This window comes from Aquimarina hainanensis, from assembly GCF_042684685.1.
In the GTDB taxonomy this organism is placed as follows: domain Bacteria; phylum Bacteroidota; class Bacteroidia; order Flavobacteriales; family Flavobacteriaceae; genus Aquimarina; species Aquimarina hainanensis.
In genome coordinates this window covers 224,352-242,541 of sequence record NZ_JBHULX010000039.1, presented here as the reverse complement: position 1 = coordinate 242,541, position 18,190 = coordinate 224,352, and the positions used below count along the sequence as shown (strand labels likewise).

Below are 18,190 nucleotides of genomic sequence, written 5' to 3'. Positions count from 1 at the left end.
TCACTAAAGGATATACTATCTCGAGGGTTCTCTTTAAATGCCTCGTGGACTAGCCCCGGGGTAATTTATTCCAATAAAAAACCACCTTACTAAAACTAGTAAGGTGGTTTGTACGAATATTTTAATGAAATTTTAGTTCATTTTTTCTGCCAGTTTTGCTACCTGAGCAGATTTTGCCTGAACATATCTGCTTAGTTTTTCTATATCCTCTCCGGAAAGTTTTGTTATTAACTGACTATATTGTCTTGAAAGATTGCTACTTGCTTCATTTAGCTTTAGAAAGGAGTCCATATCGTGTGCTTCTACTGCTTTTTTGTAATTGGCAATATACGCTTCATAATCTCGTACATATTTTTTTGCCTGACTATCCGTAAATGTAGGAACTCCTGCTATTTTTACTTCTTCTTTTTCTTCTTTTTTAACTGCCTTTTTCTTTTTTGTGACCTTTCTAGGTTTTGGGGTTTTCTTTTTTTCAACAACTTCTTCCTCCGCAACCGCTGTAGTGTCTTGAGTAGTTTCTATTTGCTCTACCTTATCTGTTTTAGGGTCTTTTTTACAAGAAAAAGCTACTAATAAGATTAAACATAAAGCAATACTTGAAATACTAGTTTTCATATAAATAAATTTAGGGTAGTTATACGGTTTTAATTACTCAATAAAGTACCAAATTAACATTTTTAAATAGAAATTGTTGTATTTGCTAAAAACTTTTCTAGAAAAATTCTGTTAATTCATCAAAACTGATCTCATTTTGAGTACCTTCCTCCATATTTTTAATTTTAAAAGTATTGCTTTCCATTTCCGCTGTTCCTGCTAATACTACATAAGGGATTTCTCGTCGATTAGCATAGGTCATTTGCTTTTTCATCTTGGCATTATCCGGATATAGTTCTGCGATTACTCCTTTTTTTCTTAATGCGGTAACTGCTTTTAAACAATACAAAGCTTCTTTATCTCCAAAATTAATAAACAATACAGTAGAAGTAGATGCTACTGTATCAGGAAACAACCCTAATTCTTCTAATACCAAATAAATCCTATCAAGACCAAAAGAGATTCCTACTCCACTAACACCTTTTAATCCAAAAATTCCTGTCAGATCATCATATCTACCTCCTCCTCCAATAGATCCCATCTTTACGGTATCCGGTGCTGCCACTTCGAAAATAGCTCCTGTATAATAATTAAGTCCTCTTGCTAATGTCACATCCAGATCTAACAAGCTTGTTTCTAATGGCAGTTCTTTGATTGCCTCCAGTATAAACTCTAATTCTTCTACTCCCTTAATTCCTTCTTCGGAGGTAGCTAGTAATTCTCTTAGTTTTGTTATTTTATCAGAAGCATCTCCTTGTAAGCTAAACAATGGTGTGATTTTCTCAATGGCTTCCGGAGTTATTCCTTTGCTCAGCATTTCTTCTTTTACTCCATCTTCTCCTATTTTATCCAACTTATCCAATGCTACCGTAAAATCGATTAACTTATCACTGGCTCCTATAACTTCTGCAATACCTGATAATATCTTACGGTTGTTTATTTTTATAGTGACTCCCTGTAAATTCAAAGCTGTAAAAGCCGCATCATAAAGCTTAATAAAATTTACTTCCTGCCATAACGAATCACTTCCCACAACATCTGCATCACATTGATAAAACTCTCTGAAACGACCTTTTTGTGGTCTATCAGCTCTCCATACAGGTTGTATCTGATATCTTTTGAAAGGGAATTCTATCTCATTTCTATGTTGCACCACATACCGTGCAAAAGGTACTGTCAGATCATAGCGCAATGCTTTTTCTGAAATGTACTTAGTCAATACAGTACTATCTCTTTTAGTATAATCTTCTTCGCTAACCGCACCTTTTTTAGGATTTAGATAATCTCCACTATTGAGGATTTTGAAAATAAGACGATCTCCTTCTTCTCCATACTTACCCATCAAGGTCTCACTATTCTCAAAACTAGGTGTCTGAATAGGATTAAAACCATAACGTTTAAACTGTTGCCGGATCGTTTCTATAACATACTCTCTTTTTGCAACTTCTATAGGAGTAAAATCTCTGGTTCCTTTTGGTATTGTTGGTTTTTGTGCCATAATCTAAATTAATACTGCAAATATGAAAAAAATAGAGGATCATACCGAATAAAATATAAAAGAGATTCTAAGAGAATTAAATATTTTTTACACATTTAAGTAACTTTATAGTCATTTTGTAGTCTTATCATACAGAAGTTAATTTACCAGGTATATGTTTACATTATTCAGAGAGAATATCCGTATTGCTTTAGATTCTATAAAAGGTCAATTATTACGTACCATTCTTACCATATTAATCATAGCGATAGGAATTACTGCCCTGGTAGGTATTTTGACCCTGGTTGGTGCTTTGGAAAATACAATTTCTGGAGATTTTGCTTCTATGGGATCCAACACTTTTAGTATCAGACAGTATGAATTTTCTACAGTTAATAATGGTCAAAGGGAAAAAATAAATCCAATTATCAGCTACAGAAATGTAAAGGAATTTAATGAGACATTTAGTTTTCCTTTTTCCAAAACATCGATCGCTTTTACAGGAACCCGAAAAGCTGAAGTAAAATATGAAAGTAAAAAAACAGATCCGGAAGTTGCAGTACTCGGAGTTAATGAGAATTATTTAGAAAATACCGGAACCAAAATAGACAAAGGAAGGAATTTTACCATTTTTGATATCAACAACAATAATCATGTTTGTATTATTGGTTCTGATTTTAAGAAAGAGCTCTTTAAAAATGTAAGTCCTATCGGAAAAACTATCAGTATCCGGGGAGTGAAGTTTAAAGTTATTGGTATTCTGGAAAGCAAAGGAGCTACCTTTCGAAATAATCAGGATCTGCGAGTATTGATTCCGCTACAAGTAGGACGTTCTATTTTTACACTTCCCAATATCAACTACAACCTCAATATCAAAGTTGATGATAAACAATTTATGGAAGGAGCTCAAGACCATGCTATTCTTACTTTTAGAAATATCAGAGGGTTAAGTCCTGTAGAAGAAAATAATTTTGGTCTCGAAAGAAGTGATGATCTTATCAATAGAATTGCAAGTATCACGTCTTATCTGTATTACGCTGCCTGGATTATTAGTATTATTACCATTTTTGGGTCTTCGATAGCACTGATGAATATTATGTTGGTTTCTGTAACAGAACGAACTCGCGAAATTGGGGTTAGAAAAGCATTAGGCGCCAAGAAAAGCACTATCGCTGAGCAATTTTTTATGGAAACTATTATTATCGGTCAGCTTGGAGGAGTAATTGGTATTATTCTGGGTATTGCTATTGGTGGAGGGATTGCCATGCTTGCCAGTTTTACCTTCTCTACTCCCTGGATCGCTATTATATCTGCAGCAACCATATCGTTTATTATTGCAGTAATATCCGGTCTATATCCAGCAATAAAGGCAGCAAAGCAAGATCCTATCGAATCTTTGAGGTACGAATAGGAGAATGATCTTACGCTCTGGAGTGAATTAATTTATCAAAATACCTGAAAAGCGCTCCCTTGGTTATCTGAGCTCCTTCGGAAATCAATTTGAACTTATCCAGATTCTGATCTGCACTGTATGGTTTAGATGCGTCGTAGAACGTTACCTTATCATTTAACAAGTTCTCCCGCAACCAATCATACCCTTCTCGTGTAGTTAAATCAACAATAGGAATATCTACTTTTATGGCGATTAAATACATCTGATCCTCTGCCGTGTGAAATAAATGAATCTGATCTTTAGAAAAGTGCTCTAAATACTGAACATTATTCAACACACCCTCCCAGATCATATCACTAAAAATATCAATCTCTTCTTCTGCTACTTCGGGGGTTTCCTTTTTGATTTTTTCCCACTCTTCTGCTGTAATAGACTGAGTTGCCAAAAAGTTAATAAACTCCTGATGCATTTCTTCCAATTGCTCTTTCGTAAGCCTGATATATTTCATTTTCTGTAAAATTGGTGGCAAAAATAGTAATAAATAGAAAACTGTTCTCATGATGAGAACAGTTTTCTATTATTTATATATAAAATATTAAAATATGTACCTGAGACCGATTTGAGCTTGCCATCTAGAATTCAAACTAAAATCATTTCCATATGTTTTAGTTTGCGTAGTATCAAAAGTATATGTAGGAATACGAGTTGCCTCGTCTACAACTACCCCTACAGGTTGTTGGTTAACCGGTAATTCAATAACACCCCAATCGGAGCTAATCAAGTTTCCAAAATTCAAAATATCAAGACTTAACTGAATTGTATTTGTTTGATTCTTTCCTACAGTAAGGTCATAATCCTGTAAAAATTTCACATCCCATCTGCTTCTCCAGGGGCTTACTATCGCATATTTCCCTGCGTATCGTCCTCTCCTATCTCTCAGGTATTCATCTTGTTGAATAAATAGTTCTAAAGCTTGTCGCTGTGCTTCTTGTTCTGCTGTGGTTGCTCCGCTAAAACGATACGATGTTAACTCATTTGCTGTAGGGATATACAACAAATCATTCAAATCAGATCCATCGTTATTTATATCTCCGGAATACGTGTATGAATACCGCCCACCTTTTGCGTATTCATAAAAGGCTCCAATAGAAGTTCTCCATTGTTTTTTCCCTCCATAATGAAAAACTTTATTTATCTGCCCCACGATCCGGTGTTTATCTCCGTATCTCGAAGCTGAACTGATTGCTTCATTAACATGCCCTAAAGCAGGATTTCTATTATATGCATCACTGGATATCTCTGCTTCTAACGAACTGGCATCTTCCGCTTCTAAAAAATTGTAGGCGATACTGGCAAAAATCCCATTCTCAAAACGTTTCTGTAACTTTAGCGACCAATTAAATGAATATCCTACATCTGTATTCGTAAAAACATACGCATTTGTCGCATCTCCAAATTCATTAACGGCGCGATCCGAATTCAGATAGATCGGTCTGTTATCTGCTCCACTCAAGGTTCCTTTGGGTGTTGACAATCCATAATTACGAACCATTTGTGCATTAATGTCTTTGGTGTAAATAAAATCAGTTGAAGCGACAATTCCATTCTCCATTTTATAATCCACTCCAAAATTACTTCTCCATACCTGAGGAAATTTAAAATCCGGATGAGAGGTAGTATAAAAGAAAAAATTCGGGTTAGCCACCTGATTTCCTATCCATACAAAAGGCAATCTTCCTGTAAAAATTCCTGTCCCTCCTCGTAATTGAATAGTTTTATCACTTCTAACATCGTAATTAAACCCAAAACGTGGGGAAAACAAAATATCTTCTGATGGTAAGTCTAAACTGTTTAATTTTACAGGATCTCCATTTTCATCAAAATAAGTAATATTGGGTTGATAATTTCCATCAGGAAAGGTTCCTCCTGCTGCTCTTTCTATATTTTCTTCTATTTTTTCTTTGGTATCAAAAAATAACGGTTTATCAATCCTGATTCCATAAGTCAGTGTCAATTGATCATCAACTTTCCATTTATCCTGAGCATAAAAAGCTAATTGTCCGACATTGGTTTCTGCCAAAGCCCAACTACCGGCATTATTATTGGTATCAAAAACAGTACGGGCACTTGCCAGGGCAGCCGCTATTGTTCCATTGGTAATTGCTCGTTCGAAACTATTGTCATTCGGGTCAGTTGGATCAATTCGTACTCTGTTAAAGTCCGGAGCAAAAAAACCAACACCTCCATTGGCTCCAAAATAAGAATACAACCCCAAATTAAATGAGTTATCAAATTCGAATTTCTCCAGACTTCCTCCAAAAGTCAGCGTGTGATCTCCTGCTACCAAATTCAAATTATTCGTTAACTGAATTACCTTTTGCTCCAGGCGATTGTGAATAGAAAAAGGCTCATGACCTGCCACAATATAACGAACTCCATCTTTTAATATATTTATAGGAGGTGCGGGTACTGAAAATGGATCTCTTGAATCGTCAAAAAATGTATACCCAACTTGAAACTTATTAGACACTTTTTGCGAAAAATCAGAGTTAAGTTCTAATAAGGCAGAGCTTATTTTGTTATTAATTCTATATCCAGAATTTCTAAATTGTAGGGTTGTCAAATCCGGTCCTCTTCTTCCTCCTGCTTCTGGATGTGCTGGTAAATCTCTGGAGGCATCCAGGAAATTATAAATAAAAGCAAGCCTGTGATTATCATTGATATTCCAATCTAGTTTTAGAATCCCTTTTACTGATTCTGTATCATGCGTATATCCTTCATATCCTCCTGTATCATAACCTAATTGTGCCAATTGTTCTGACACAAAATCCAAATCTTCTGCGGTGACTCTCGACACATTAGCACCTGTAAGACCTGCTCTGGAGGCTAAAAAATTAGACCCCAGGTCTTCCCTATCATCTTTTTCAAAATTTCCAAAAATAAAAAGCGTATTCTTTATAATTGGTCCTCCGATACTAACTCCATATTGTGCCTGTGATAAATCTGGGACAATAATATCATCTCCTCCTACCTTATCTCCCGTCATATCCTGATTCCTATAAAAACCATATACAGTTCCTTTCCAGTTATTGGTTCCACTTTTGGTAACAGCATTGACAGAAGCCCCGGTAAAACCAGCTTGTGTTACATCATAAGGAGCTGTGGATACCTGAATTTGCTCAATAGCATCTAATGAAATAGGTTGCGCATTTGTTTGTCCTCCTGGTGTGGCTGCATCCAGTCCAAATGGGTTATTAAATATAGAGCCATCCAGGCTAAAATTATTAAATTGATCATTTCGCCCACCAAAAGAACCATTACTAGAAGCAGTAGGTTCTAAGCGATAAAAATCTGCCGCTGATCTTGTAATCGTCGGTAAAGTTTTTAACTCTCTATTCCCAATACTGGTTTCTGCGCCTGTTCGCTCCCTGCTAAATGTAGCACTGTTAGAAGTAGTAATAATTACTTCTTCTAATTCACTACTATCTTCTACCAGAACAGCACTGATATTGTGGGTTTGTCCTAATTGCAGATAGACATTATCAAATATTTTTTTCTTAAATCCTACATAGCTTATCATCACTCTATAGGGACCTCCAATTCTCAGGTTTATCAAATTAAAACGTCCATCAAAATTAGTGACTCCTCCATAAGTAGTACCAGTAGGTCCATGAACTGCTTTAATATTTGCCCCCATAAGAGGCACATTTGCTCCATCATATACAATTCCTGATATATTAGAGGTGGTTACCTGAGCTTTGGTTATACTAAACACTCCCAGTAACATTATCAGTAAGATAGTTTTTCTCATATAAAATGCTTTGTGTTAATTACTTATTATTAAGGTACACAAAAAAACCGCTCAAATGAGCGGTTTTTTACATTTTTATATGTCAGTTATTAACTAACTGATATCTTCTAGCTACGCCTGAGCGATTACTTCAAAAGAAACTGGAGTTATCACTTCTCTATGGAAACGTACTTTTGCTTCGTACTGTCCAAGACGCTTGATTGTTCCTCCTGGTATTGTAATAAACTTTTTGTCCATTTCGATACCTTCTTTGCTAATTGCTTCAGCTAAATCTGCATTAGATACAGAACCGAATAACTTATCAGCTACCCCAGCTTTTGCTGGTATTTTGATTTCTAAAGCAGTAACTTTAGCAGATAGTTTTTGTGCTTCCTCAACTATTTTCTTTTCTTTAAAAGCGCGCTGCTCTAAAGTTACAGATAATACTTTCTTTGCAGAAGGTGTTGCCAATACTGCATATCCCTGAGGAATTAAATAGTTACGTCCATACCCATTTTTCACTTCCACTATATCGTCTGCGAATCCTAGATTCTCAACGTCTTTCTTTAATATAAGTTCCATAATGTTATGACGAATTTTATTTTAATAAATCACCTACATATGGCATTAGTGCCAGGTGACGTGCTCTTTTTACAGCTACACTTACTTTTCTTTGGTACTTTAATGATGTTCCTGTAAGACGACGTGGTAATAATTTTCCTTGCTCGTTTACAAAAGACAATAAAAAGTCAGGATCTTTATAATCGATATACTTGATACCAGATTTTTTGAAACGACAATACTTTTTATTCTTAGTAGTATCTATATTAAGCGGAGTAAGATATCTGATCTCTCCGTCTTTTTTTCCTTTAGCTTGTTGTTCTATCGATGACATAATTAAGCTTTTTGTTTGTTTCTATTTCTTCTTTTTTCAGCCCAAGCAATTGCATGCTTATCTAAACGAACGGTAAGATATCTCATCACGCGCTCATCTCTTCTGAATTCCAACTCTAAAGCGTTGATAGCCTCTCCTGGCACTGTGTATTCGAATAAATGATAAAATCCGCTTTTCTTGTGTTGGATTTCGTACGCTAACTTCTTAAGACCCCAGTCTTCTTTAGCAATCATCTTGGCACCGTTAGAAACAAGAATGTCTTCGTATTTCTTAACTGTTTCCTTTATCTGATCTTCAGATAAAACGGGATTCAAGATGAAAACAGTTTCATAATGATTCATAAAATCTATTTTTAATTTAAAATTGGCTGCAAAATTAGTTCTTTTTTTTCAATTTCACAACCTCTTTTGAATACCTCGATGAAACACCTTTTTTTATCGATCAAGAACCATTTCATTTGTTAAAGAAAGATATATTCCTTAATATTGTACTTTATATATTAATATTCTATAGTGGAACAATTTCAATTAAAATGTGCGGTAGTAGATGACTCCCGCCTTCAGAGACTAGCAATTGTAAAATTGATAGATGAACACCCGTCATTGGAGCTAGTGGCGGAGTGGAATAATGCTATTGAGACTAAAAATGGTTTACTGGATACTCCTGTTGATCTTTTGTTCTTAGATATAGAAATGCCGATACTCACTGGATTTGACCTACTGGATGATCTGGAAAACAAGCCGCATATTATTTTCGTTACCGGAAAAACGAAATATGCTTTTAAGGCATTCGATTATGACGCTATAGATTACTTAAGAAAACCATTGAAAAGAGAACGTTTTAATGCTGCAGTAGACAAAGCGCTAAGCATGTCTAGATTAACCTCTGAGCATGGCGTAGAAGACGATGATTATATTTTTGTGAAAAGTAATCTTAAAAAGCGAAAAATCTATCTAAGCAACTTAAAATACGTGGAGGCTTTAGGAGATTATGTAAAGTTAATTATGGCGGAAGGAGATCCGATTGTTGTATTAGCAACTATGAAATCTTTTGAGGCTGAATTACCTAGTGATCGTTTTCTGAGAATTCATAAGTCTTATATTGTCAATCTAGATAAGGTAGACCGATATAACAGTAGAAATATTGAGATAGAGGATGAGAAAATACCATTGAGCAGACATAAAAAACATTCGCTTATCGAAGCGCTGGACAACAACAATAGCAGCAACTAATTAACGGAAACGATAATTTTAATAATTATCTACATTAATGAGAATTCTAACCCCTGAGAATTCTTTTATACTACTAAAAGAGGTCAATATTTTACCTAATACTTCTTTAGTTTTATCAAGCGATTGTCCCTGAGGTATTTTAATCAATATGTTTTTATGATATTGGTTTCTTATTCTTGATACCGGAGGGAATTCTGGTCCCAACACATGCTGCTTAAAAACATTGCGAAATGATGTAGCTAGCCAGTTTACAGCCTCATCAACTCTATTATAATCCTTGTGCTTTCCTGTAAATTTAATCAATCTATAGAAAGGAGGGTATTTATACTGTTTTCTTTCTTCTATCTGATCTTTAAACATTGCTAAATAATCATTTACAGTAACTTGTTGCAATATCTGATGATATGGATTATACGTTTGTATCAGTACTTTTCCTCGTTTCTGCGTTCTACCAGCCCTCCCAGCAACTTGCTGAATTAATTGATAACTGCGTTCATGCGCTCTAAAGTCTGGAAAATTCAACAGATTATCTGCATTCATCACACCTACCAGTGTAACATTTCTAAAGTCTAATCCCTTGGACAACATTTGGGTTCCTACCAGAATATCAATATCACCATTCTCAAACTTGGTAATAATTTTTTCATACCCGTGTTTACCCCGGGTTGTATCCTGATCCATCCGTCCGATATTTTTATCCGGAAAGAGCTCTTTTAATTCCTTTTCTATTTGCTCAGTTCCAAACCCCTTGGTTGACAATTCTGTACTTCCACATGCCATACACTTATGCAACATAGCTATAGCATATCCACAATAATGGCATCTCAATTGGTTTTTTCTTTCGTGATATGTCAAACTCACATCGCAGTTTGTACACTGAGGAGCATGCCCACATGTATTACATTCTACCACAGGAGAGTACCCTCTTCTGTTCTGAAATAAAATTACCTGTTCTTCTTCCTTCAAAGCTTCGCGTATGCTTTGCAATAAGGTATCACTAAAATGACCTGTTACTTCTTTTCTTTTGTATTTTGTTTTTAAATCCACCAAATTAATTTCCGGCATCAATACATTCCCATGTCTTCTCATTAGCTCTACTAAACCATATTTCCCATTACGGGCATTGAAATAGCTTTCTATTGCTGGGGTCGCAGATCCTAACAAGACTTTCCCTCTGAACAATTTAGACAATACAATAGCAGTATCTCTAGCATGATATCTGGGTGCAGGGTCATACTGCTTAAAACTTCCTTCGTGTTCTTCATCTACAATGACCAACCCTAAATCTGTAAACGGAAGAAAAATTGAGGACCGTGCTCCTATAACGATTTGAGCTTTCTCCTTATTTGCTTTTACATTATTCCAGGCTTCCACCCGTTCATTAACAGAATACTTAGAATGATAGACTGTTAACCGCTCCCCAAAATAGGCTTGCAATCTGACAATCAACTGTGTCGTCAGTGCAATCTCCGGTAGCAAGTACAGCACTTGTTTGTTTTGCGCAAGCGTTGCTTCTATTAATTTTACATAAATCTCTGTTTTTCCTGAAGATGTTACCCCATGAAGCAGACAAACATCTTTTTCTTCAAAAACATGTTTTATTTCTGCCAACGCTTTTTCTTGAAATTCATTTAGTTTTTTACTTGTTGCTACCTCTCCTCCATTATACTGTATCCGATCGGATTGCAACTCATATGCTACTAAGATCTCTTTAGCTATTAAAGAGTTTACAACTACAGTACTGGTTCCTGAAATTTTGATCAAATCAGAAACTCTAATTTCTTTTTGGGATTTTGACTGTAGCATGAAAACATGCATTAATACCTCCTTTTGCTTGGGAGCTCTGGTGAGTGAGGTTAATAATTCTTGTAATGCAGTTTCTTCTTGATACTGCTCATGAATCGAAACACAACGTACTATTTTTGGTTTGTATTGTTCGTAAATTTCTTCTTCTACAGTTATAACCTCTTTCTCTAGCAGTCGCTTTATAAGTGGCAAAACTGTTTTCTTTCCTACGATCTTAGCTATTTCATGAATTCTTAAAACACTTTGGTATTGCAGGGCTTCAAATACTAAAAACTCATCATCCTTTAGTGTAGTTTCTATGATTTCAGAATTTTCTTTTTTATGAACTATTGTTTCACTTTCCAACAAAAAGGCGCTTGGCAATGCAGCTCTCATTACTTCTCCCTTAGCACACATATAATACGCTGCAATCCAATCCCATAATGCTAATTGCTCAGCTGTAACAATCGGTTCTTCATCCAGGATATGTTCGATATCTTTTGCTTCATATACCACTGGTGCTTCTCTATGAACCCTTTCCACCAAGGCTGCATACACTTTTGTTTTTCCAAACTGCACAGCAACACGCATTCCTGGTTGCAAAAAAACTGCTTCTTCTTTATTAATTTGATACGTAAACGATTTTTGAAGAGGAATTGGAAGAATTACATCTATAAAATACGACATTAACAGCAGGTATCTAGTGATCTATAAGTTAGTTAAATATGGTTATATCATTATGCAATATAAACAAGTAAACAAAAATACAAGAATATCTTACAGTAAAAAGTGTAATATACAAAGAATCAAAAACTCTTGTTTTTTCAATTAAAAAAGGCTGTGCGATCATATCATGAACCCTATTTTTTATTATCAAAAAATTAACATTGCACCCATACTTTTTGATCAAAAAAGAAGTTCTGCTCTCAAATTAAAATATAAACAAATGAAATTCTTAAAACTCAACTTTGCTATTATAGCACTTACCTGCTATATGCTTGCCGTATCATGTTCAAATGATAATGATCCTATTAACAATGAAGAGCAAACAGCTCCTAATTCATCTCTTAGCAAAAACCCCAAAGAGTACATAGGTGATTGCAACCTGATCGATATATATGACAGATTTAATCATTATGTAGTTGGTGATATAGTAAAATATCGCCAAAACAGTTCCATACCATATAACGTATATCAAAAGACAACATTAAGCTGGACTAATCTCGGAAAGTGTTCTGAAAATCCAGTAAACCCGGATATAAATTTTACTATTTCTGTAGCAACTCAAGGAAATACATGGGTAGTTAATAATCCAACTGAAACACTTAGAATTGTAGGTTCTAATGGAATTACAAACTGGAATAATAAAAATACTACAGCAAGAACATATTTCTATATTAAAGAACCAGGTACTTATGCAATAGGAATTAACGCGAGAGTACAATCTGGCACTTCTCAAATAGAAGCTTCTTTTGGTAATCAATCAAAAACAATAACACTTAACAATACAACTTTTAAGGACATATATATCGGAGAACTTGAAGTACTCACAAAAGGATATTATTATCTCGACCTAAAAGGAATTACAAAAACATCTTACAGTTATGCTGATGTTAAAGCTGTAATGTTGGGTGGGAATGCTACCGATCGAAATATTAAGTTTGTAAAAAATGACATTCATTTTGGAAGAAGAGGTCCGTCGGTACATTTAGGATATGTTATTCCTACTTCTGGTGCTACACAAGCATTTTATAACGAAGTTGAAGTACAACCAGGTCAGGATGCCGTTGGTTCTTTTTATATGGTTAATGGCTTTCAGCATGGTTATTTTGGTATTCAGGTCAACTCAAATACCGAAAGAAGAATCCTATTTTCTGTATGGAGTCCATATTCCACGGATAATCCCGGAAGTATTCCTGAAGAATACAGGATAAAATTACTAAAAAAAGGTGCAAATGTTATCACTCAGCAGTTTGGAGGTGAAGGATCCGGAGGTCAAAGTTATAAGGTATATAACTGGAACGCTGGTGTGCGATATAAGTTTTTATTAGTAGGAAAACCAGCAGGAAATAATCACACGGATTTTACAGCTTACTTTATGGATCCTACTATAGGAACATGGGATTTGATTGCTAGTTTTAGAAGACCTAAAACAAATTCATATATTACTAATCAGTATTCTTTTCTGGAGAACTTTAATACTAGCACCGGAGCTATTGAAAGAAGTGGTGCTTTTTATAACCAGTGGGTATATGATACCAACAATACCTGGCATGAAATTACACAAGCTAAATTTACATATGATGCAACAGCAGAAAATGAATTTCGTTTTGACTACTCTGGTGGAGTACATGGCTCAGGGTTTTTCTTAAAAAACTGTGGTTTTTTTAATGGTAACATCTCAAAAAACACAACGCTAGAGCGAAACAGTACAGGTAATAATATTCCAAAAATTGATTTTTCTACACTAGAATAATCCTGTTTTTAATATCCAAATTTTAAAAAATAAAGAAGCTGAATTCTACTGAGGTTAATCCAGAGTTCAGCTTCTTTTCCTAGGGTAATTATTACTTTTATTTACTTAGTCCCAGCATCCCTCCTTTGATTAATTCACAGGCCGGCTCATTTCCTAACCAGATCTTAAACAATGCATATTTAAAATCTCTTCCTTTGATAAAACCGATTTCTTCTCCGTTTTTATAGGTTTTTACACCTTTTCCTTTAATATACGCCATTTCATAAAAGTCATTGATTTGTGTAGGAGAAGCGAATAATTTTAGAAAGTCTTCAATTCTATCCTGAATACTTTCGGTATTCCCAAACATTGCATCGTCAAAACCTTTTCTGAATACTTTGATCATTCGCGTATTGGTAACTTTTTTTGATATGATATTAAGTCGAATCGACATGCTTTCATCTGATTCCAGAACTATTTTAGGATCACTGTACTTTTGTTTGGTATACAAACCTCCCGAATAGGTTTTGAACCCTAAAACACTTCTAATCCCTGCTCCATTTAATGTCAAATCTTCTCCGTCAAAATTCACCTTATAAGGTAGTACTATATCACCAACCCGAACTTGGGCGATTGCTGCCGTACTTATCAAAACTGCCGTAAATACTAGTGTAATTATCTTATTCATATGTTATAATAGTTTATTGTTCTTTATAATGCTTTCTGAGGGTTAGTCAGTAATACATCTAAAACCTATCGTTAAATTTTGTTAAAAATTTATTTCTGAATAAAAAGGCATGGGAATAATAGACAATCAGACACTTATATATTTATTGTTTTTTTTGAAAACAAAAAAAGTCTGGAAACACATTGTTTCCAGACCTTATACACTTGTTGTTTGTTATATGAATGTGAATGTTACTGCAAGCCTAACATACCTTTTTTAACACTCTCACTAGCGGGTTCTTCTCCTAACCATATCTTGAAAAGAGCGTATTTAAAATCCAATCCTTTGATCATTCCTAGTTCTTTCCCGTTTTTAAAAGCCTTTACTCCTACATCCTTTATATACACCAGATCATATACATCATTTTTGACAATAGGCTCTGAAAAGAATCCTATAAACTTATTAATTCGTTCGTCTAACATCTTAGTGTTTCCGAAAGTGGCTTTCTCAAAACCTTCTTTAACGGCTTTTATCATTTTCTGCTGGGTTACAAATCCGGATACAATATCCAACTTGATTGACATCGACTGATTAGAATCTAATATTTCTTTCGGATCTTTACTTTTTTTCTGCAGATACAAAGCTCCTGCATACATATCAATCCACAATACAGATCGCATTCCAGCTCCATTCATCGTTAAATCGATCCCATCTATTGTCTCTTCATAGGGTAATATAGCTTTACCAATCCTTATCTGAGCGGTAGAGGTTGCAAAAGATAAGAAAGCAATTATTAGCAATAATTTATTCATTTTGTAATTAAATAGGTTTATACTCTAACTTTGATCATCCGCGCAAAAATATAAAAATATTATGCACGCACAGTTTTTTTGTTAATTTTTTTAACAAACAACTATTTAATTTTAGAAAAGACCGATAAATTGTGTGAACGTTATTTTCCTAATAATTCGGACTTTAATCCTTTATCCGCTGGTTGTTTTCCCAGCCATATATTAAATAGTGCTTTTTTAAAATCCATTCCAGTTACAAACCCTTTTTCTTTTCCGTCTTTATAAATCACACTCCCTTTTCCTTTTTCGTATACAATGTCATAAACTTGCCCTACTTCAATTTCGTTATTGATAAATCCGATAAACTTTTCAATACGATCCTGTAGCGGTTTTATATTACCATTGGTTGCTTTTTTAAATCCATCCCTTAATGCATTCGCCATTTTATTTCTGGACATCATTCCTGATAATATATGTAGCTTAATTGCCATCGTTTCATTTGCTGCTGCTATTTGAGCTGCATTAGTACTTTTACTTTTTAAATACAATCCTCCGGCATATATATCAAAAAAGAACTTTTCTCGAATTCCAGCTCCATTTAATTCCAGACTTTCGCTATTAAAAGTTACTTCATTAGGCAATACTGCATCTCCAACTTTTGTTTGTGCAATTCCTGAGGTCATTACACTTACTACCACAAATAAAAAAAACATTTTTTTCATACCCTTAATTAATTTGATTTACTCTTTTTAATTATTACTTTTTCTTCTCAATTGATTTAATGAAGCATTCAGCTCAAACCCTAATAGTAATAGGTTTGCATTAAGCCATATGTACAACATTAAAATAAGCATTGCTCCAATCGACCCATACAATTTATTATAATTTGAAAAATTATCAATATAAATTCCAAATAAATATGTGGTTACGATAAACAACAAGGTTGTCATAACTGCTCCAGGAGAGAAAAAACGATTCATTTTTCCTTCTGTAGTCCCAAAGTAGAAAAGAATGGCAATTATCAAAAAAATCATTAAAACAAAAATCCCATATTTTCCAACAGTTAACCAAAAAACAGTATCGTCTACTACTCCTATTGTATTTAATTCTGATACAAGGTAATTAAAATACAGAGTTACTATTACGGTTAATAACAATAAAGATGCCACAATAATAGATACTCCTAATGCTACAATATATTGTTTTATAAAGTTTCTATTTAGAGTCACATGATACGAATATTCAAATCCGGAAAAAACCGCATTTACTCCATTGGTCATTAAAACAATGGAAAGCACAAATACTGTAGACAATAATCCCCCTCTGGGATTAGATGCAATATCATCAAAAATCTCTTTAAAAAAACCAGAGGATTGTTTGGGTAATAATTCACTGATAAATTCAAAAAAATTGACTTGAAAATTCTCTATTGGCACATAAGGAATCAGATTCAACAGGAATAATAAAAATGGAAATAACGATAGAAAAAAACTCCAAGAAATGGCGCTGGCTCTTGCCGAAAAAGTTCCTTTAATAATCCCAATTGTGTAGATTTCTATGAGATCATAGAGTGATAAACCTTCAAACCCTGGTAAAATGATTTTTTTCCCTACACGAACTAATATGTTAATGACAGGAATTTTATCCAGTTTATCTTCTATTGCCTTTGACATATATCTACACTGCTTTCAAACTTAAATCCAAGTTATAAACCGAATGTGTTAATGCTCCGCTACTAATATAATCAACCCCACATTCTGCATATTTTCGTACGGTTTTTTCATTAATTCCCCCACTAGATTCTGTAAGACATGTATCTCCGATTAAGGTTACTGCCTTTTTTGTATCTTCATAATTAAAGTTATCAATTAATATCCTATAAACTCCCGGGGTTTTTAAAATTTCTTCGATTTCCTGTAGATTTCTGGCTTCAACAATAATTTTCAGATCCAAATTATTGGTATCTAAATATTTTTTTGTCTTTTCGATTGCTTTAGTAATCCCTCCTGCAAAATCAATATGATTGTCTTTTAGCATGACCATATCGTATAGTGCAAAACGGTGGTTCTCTCCTCCTCCGATCTTTACTGCCCATTTCTCTAAAGCTCTAATCCCAGGAGTCGTTTTTCTGGTATCTAATATCTTTGTCCCTGTACCTTCTAATAAAGAAACAAACTTCTTAGTCTTTGTTGCAATCGCACTCATTCGCTGCATTGCATTTAATACCAGGCGTTCTGCTTTTAGGATTGATTGAGATGCGCCCTCTACATAAAAAGCAATATCTCCATATTTTACACTAGCCCCATCTTCTAACAGAGTTTCTACTTTCATTTCTGGGTCTACATAAGCAAAAACTTTTTTGGCGAACTCTACTCCTGCCAAAACTCCTTCGTCTTTTACCAACAGTTTTGCTTTTCCGGTTACTTCTGCAGGAATACAGGCCAATGAACTATGGTCTCCATCTCCCACATCTTCCCGAATTGCATTGGCTATAATTAAATCAATTTCTTTATTAAATTGCGCTTCACTAATCATATTGAATCGTTATTTTTGCTAATGTAGCAAAGTAAATGCGAATTGTAAAAAATGACAATAAAATTACTGGCAATAGGAAAAACAGATGACAAGCAATTAGCACATCTTATCGAGCAATACATTAAAAGATTGGGGCATTATATCAAATTCTCTATAGAAATCATCCCTGATATTAAGAATGCCAAAAACTTACGAACTTCTCAACAAAAAGAGCGGGAAGGACAACTAATTCTTTCCAAAGTTGCTACTTCTGACACATTGATCTTATTAGATGAAAACGGAAAACAGTACGATTCTGTCTCCTTTTCAGAACTCCTCCAAAAACACATGAATAGCGGTATCAAACAACTGATTTTTGTTATTGGGGGTCCCTATGGGTTTTCTGAGGAAGTTTACCAACGTAGTAATGGCAAATTGTCCTTGTCCAAAATGACTTTTTCACATCAAATGATACGTCTGTTTTTTGTCGAACAATTGTATAGAGGATTTACAATTTTAAAAAACGAACCTTATCACCATAGATAAACCACAGAACAGAACAGCATATCATCTCTTTTCGGTCATTTTTTAGGAAAT

The 18,190-nt window shown here is 34.4% G+C and carries 17 protein-coding genes; 4 read left to right on the top strand and 13 right to left on the bottom strand.

Annotation, left to right across the window (positions count from 1 at the left end):
• Positions 1 to 132 precede the first annotated feature (132 nt).
• Complete coding sequence (locus ACFSTE_RS17045; protein WP_176030458.1) at positions 133 to 615, bottom strand: hypothetical protein; 483 nt, start codon at positions 613 to 615, stop codon at positions 133 to 135.
• 97 nt (positions 616 to 712) lie between these two features.
• Positions 713 to 2,092, bottom strand: a complete 1,380-nt coding sequence (hisS, locus tag ACFSTE_RS17040) for a histidine--tRNA ligase (protein WP_378254582.1) — start codon at positions 2,090 to 2,092, stop codon at positions 713 to 715.
• Positions 2,093 to 2,246: 154 nt separating this feature from the next.
• On the opposite strand from hisS, the gene ACFSTE_RS17035 reads away from it, so the two are divergent.
• Positions 2,247 to 3,482: an ABC transporter permease gene (locus ACFSTE_RS17035; RefSeq protein WP_176030460.1), complete on the top strand. Its 1,236-nt coding sequence runs from the start codon at positions 2,247 to 2,249 to the stop codon at positions 3,480 to 3,482.
• A 10-nt stretch (positions 3,483 to 3,492) separates the two neighbouring features.
• Here the strand turns inward: ACFSTE_RS17035 and ACFSTE_RS17030 are convergent, their stop codons facing one another.
• From ACFSTE_RS17030 to rpsF, 5 genes are all read right to left on the bottom strand, one after another.
• Complete coding sequence (locus ACFSTE_RS17030; RefSeq protein ID WP_176031168.1) at positions 3,493 to 3,972, bottom strand: DUF6495 family protein; 480 nt, start codon at positions 3,970 to 3,972, stop codon at positions 3,493 to 3,495.
• Positions 3,973 to 4,059: 87 nt separating this feature from the next.
• Positions 4,060 to 7,275, bottom strand: a complete 3,216-nt coding sequence (locus ACFSTE_RS17025; RefSeq protein ID WP_378254580.1) for a TonB-dependent receptor — start codon at positions 7,273 to 7,275, stop codon at positions 4,060 to 4,062.
• Positions 7,276 to 7,386: 111 nt separating this feature from the next.
• On the bottom strand, positions 7,387 to 7,836 hold the full coding sequence (gene rplI, locus ACFSTE_RS17020) for a 50S ribosomal protein L9 (RefSeq protein ID WP_378254578.1): 450 nt from the start codon (positions 7,834 to 7,836) through the stop codon (positions 7,387 to 7,389).
• Between the two features lie 16 nt (positions 7,837 to 7,852).
• A complete protein-coding gene (rpsR, locus tag ACFSTE_RS17015) occupies positions 7,853 to 8,152 on the bottom strand; it encodes a 30S ribosomal protein S18 (protein ID WP_176031169.1) in 300 nt (99 codons plus the stop codon).
• Positions 8,152 to 8,490 (bottom strand): 30S ribosomal protein S6, encoded by a 339-nt coding sequence (rpsF, locus tag ACFSTE_RS17010; RefSeq protein WP_176030463.1) that lies wholly within the window; start codon positions 8,488 to 8,490, stop codon positions 8,152 to 8,154. The genes rpsR and rpsF overlap by 1 nt, the downstream gene beginning before the upstream one ends.
• A 171-nt stretch (positions 8,491 to 8,661) precedes the next feature.
• On the opposite strand from rpsF, the gene ACFSTE_RS17005 reads away from it, so the two are divergent.
• Positions 8,662 to 9,381, top strand: coding sequence for a LytR/AlgR family response regulator transcription factor (locus ACFSTE_RS17005; RefSeq protein ID WP_176030464.1), 720 nt, complete (start codon positions 8,662 to 8,664; stop codon positions 9,379 to 9,381).
• A gap of 18 nt (positions 9,382 to 9,399) precedes the next feature.
• Here the strand turns inward: ACFSTE_RS17005 and priA are convergent, their stop codons facing one another.
• The gene (priA, locus tag ACFSTE_RS17000) at positions 9,400 to 11,853 is read right to left on the bottom strand and encodes a replication restart helicase PriA (protein WP_378254576.1); all 2,454 of its coding nucleotides are present in this window, start codon (positions 11,851 to 11,853) and stop codon (positions 9,400 to 9,402) included.
• Between the two features lie 259 nt (positions 11,854 to 12,112).
• On the opposite strand from priA, the gene ACFSTE_RS16995 reads away from it, so the two are divergent.
• Positions 12,113 to 13,642: a DUF3472 domain-containing protein gene (locus ACFSTE_RS16995; protein WP_378254574.1), complete on the top strand. Its 1,530-nt coding sequence runs from the start codon at positions 12,113 to 12,115 to the stop codon at positions 13,640 to 13,642.
• Between the two features lie 97 nt (positions 13,643 to 13,739).
• Here ACFSTE_RS16995 and ACFSTE_RS16990 read toward each other — a convergent pair whose 3' ends face one another.
• The 5 genes from ACFSTE_RS16990 to nadC all read right to left on the bottom strand — a co-directional run bounded on the left by ACFSTE_RS16990 (position 13,740) and on the right by nadC (position 17,614).
• Positions 13,740 to 14,309 (bottom strand): chalcone isomerase family protein, encoded by a 570-nt coding sequence (locus ACFSTE_RS16990; protein ID WP_378254572.1) that lies wholly within the window; start codon positions 14,307 to 14,309, stop codon positions 13,740 to 13,742.
• A 230-nt stretch (positions 14,310 to 14,539) separates the two neighbouring features.
• Positions 14,540 to 15,100 carry a chalcone isomerase family protein gene (locus ACFSTE_RS16985; protein ID WP_378254570.1) on the bottom strand — a complete coding sequence of 187 codons (561 nt, stop codon included), beginning with the start codon at positions 15,098 to 15,100 and terminating at the stop codon, positions 14,540 to 14,542.
• Positions 15,101 to 15,240: 140 nt separating this feature from the next.
• Positions 15,241 to 15,801 (bottom strand): chalcone isomerase family protein, encoded by a 561-nt coding sequence (locus ACFSTE_RS16980; RefSeq protein ID WP_176030469.1) that lies wholly within the window; start codon positions 15,799 to 15,801, stop codon positions 15,241 to 15,243.
• Between the two features lie 27 nt (positions 15,802 to 15,828).
• Positions 15,829 to 16,752 (bottom strand): YihY/virulence factor BrkB family protein, encoded by a 924-nt coding sequence (locus ACFSTE_RS16975; RefSeq protein ID WP_176030470.1) that lies wholly within the window; start codon positions 16,750 to 16,752, stop codon positions 15,829 to 15,831.
• Positions 16,753 to 16,756: 4 nt separating this feature from the next.
• Positions 16,757 to 17,614, bottom strand: coding sequence for a carboxylating nicotinate-nucleotide diphosphorylase (gene nadC, locus ACFSTE_RS16970; RefSeq protein WP_176030471.1), 858 nt, complete (start codon positions 17,612 to 17,614; stop codon positions 16,757 to 16,759).
• A 51-nt stretch (positions 17,615 to 17,665) separates the two neighbouring features.
• Here nadC and rlmH point away from each other — a divergent pair, with 51 nt between their 5' ends.
• Positions 17,666 to 18,139, top strand: coding sequence for a 23S rRNA (pseudouridine(1915)-N(3))-methyltransferase RlmH (gene rlmH / locus ACFSTE_RS16965; protein WP_176030472.1), 474 nt, complete (start codon positions 17,666 to 17,668; stop codon positions 18,137 to 18,139).
• Positions 18,140 to 18,190: the final 51 nt, after the last annotated feature.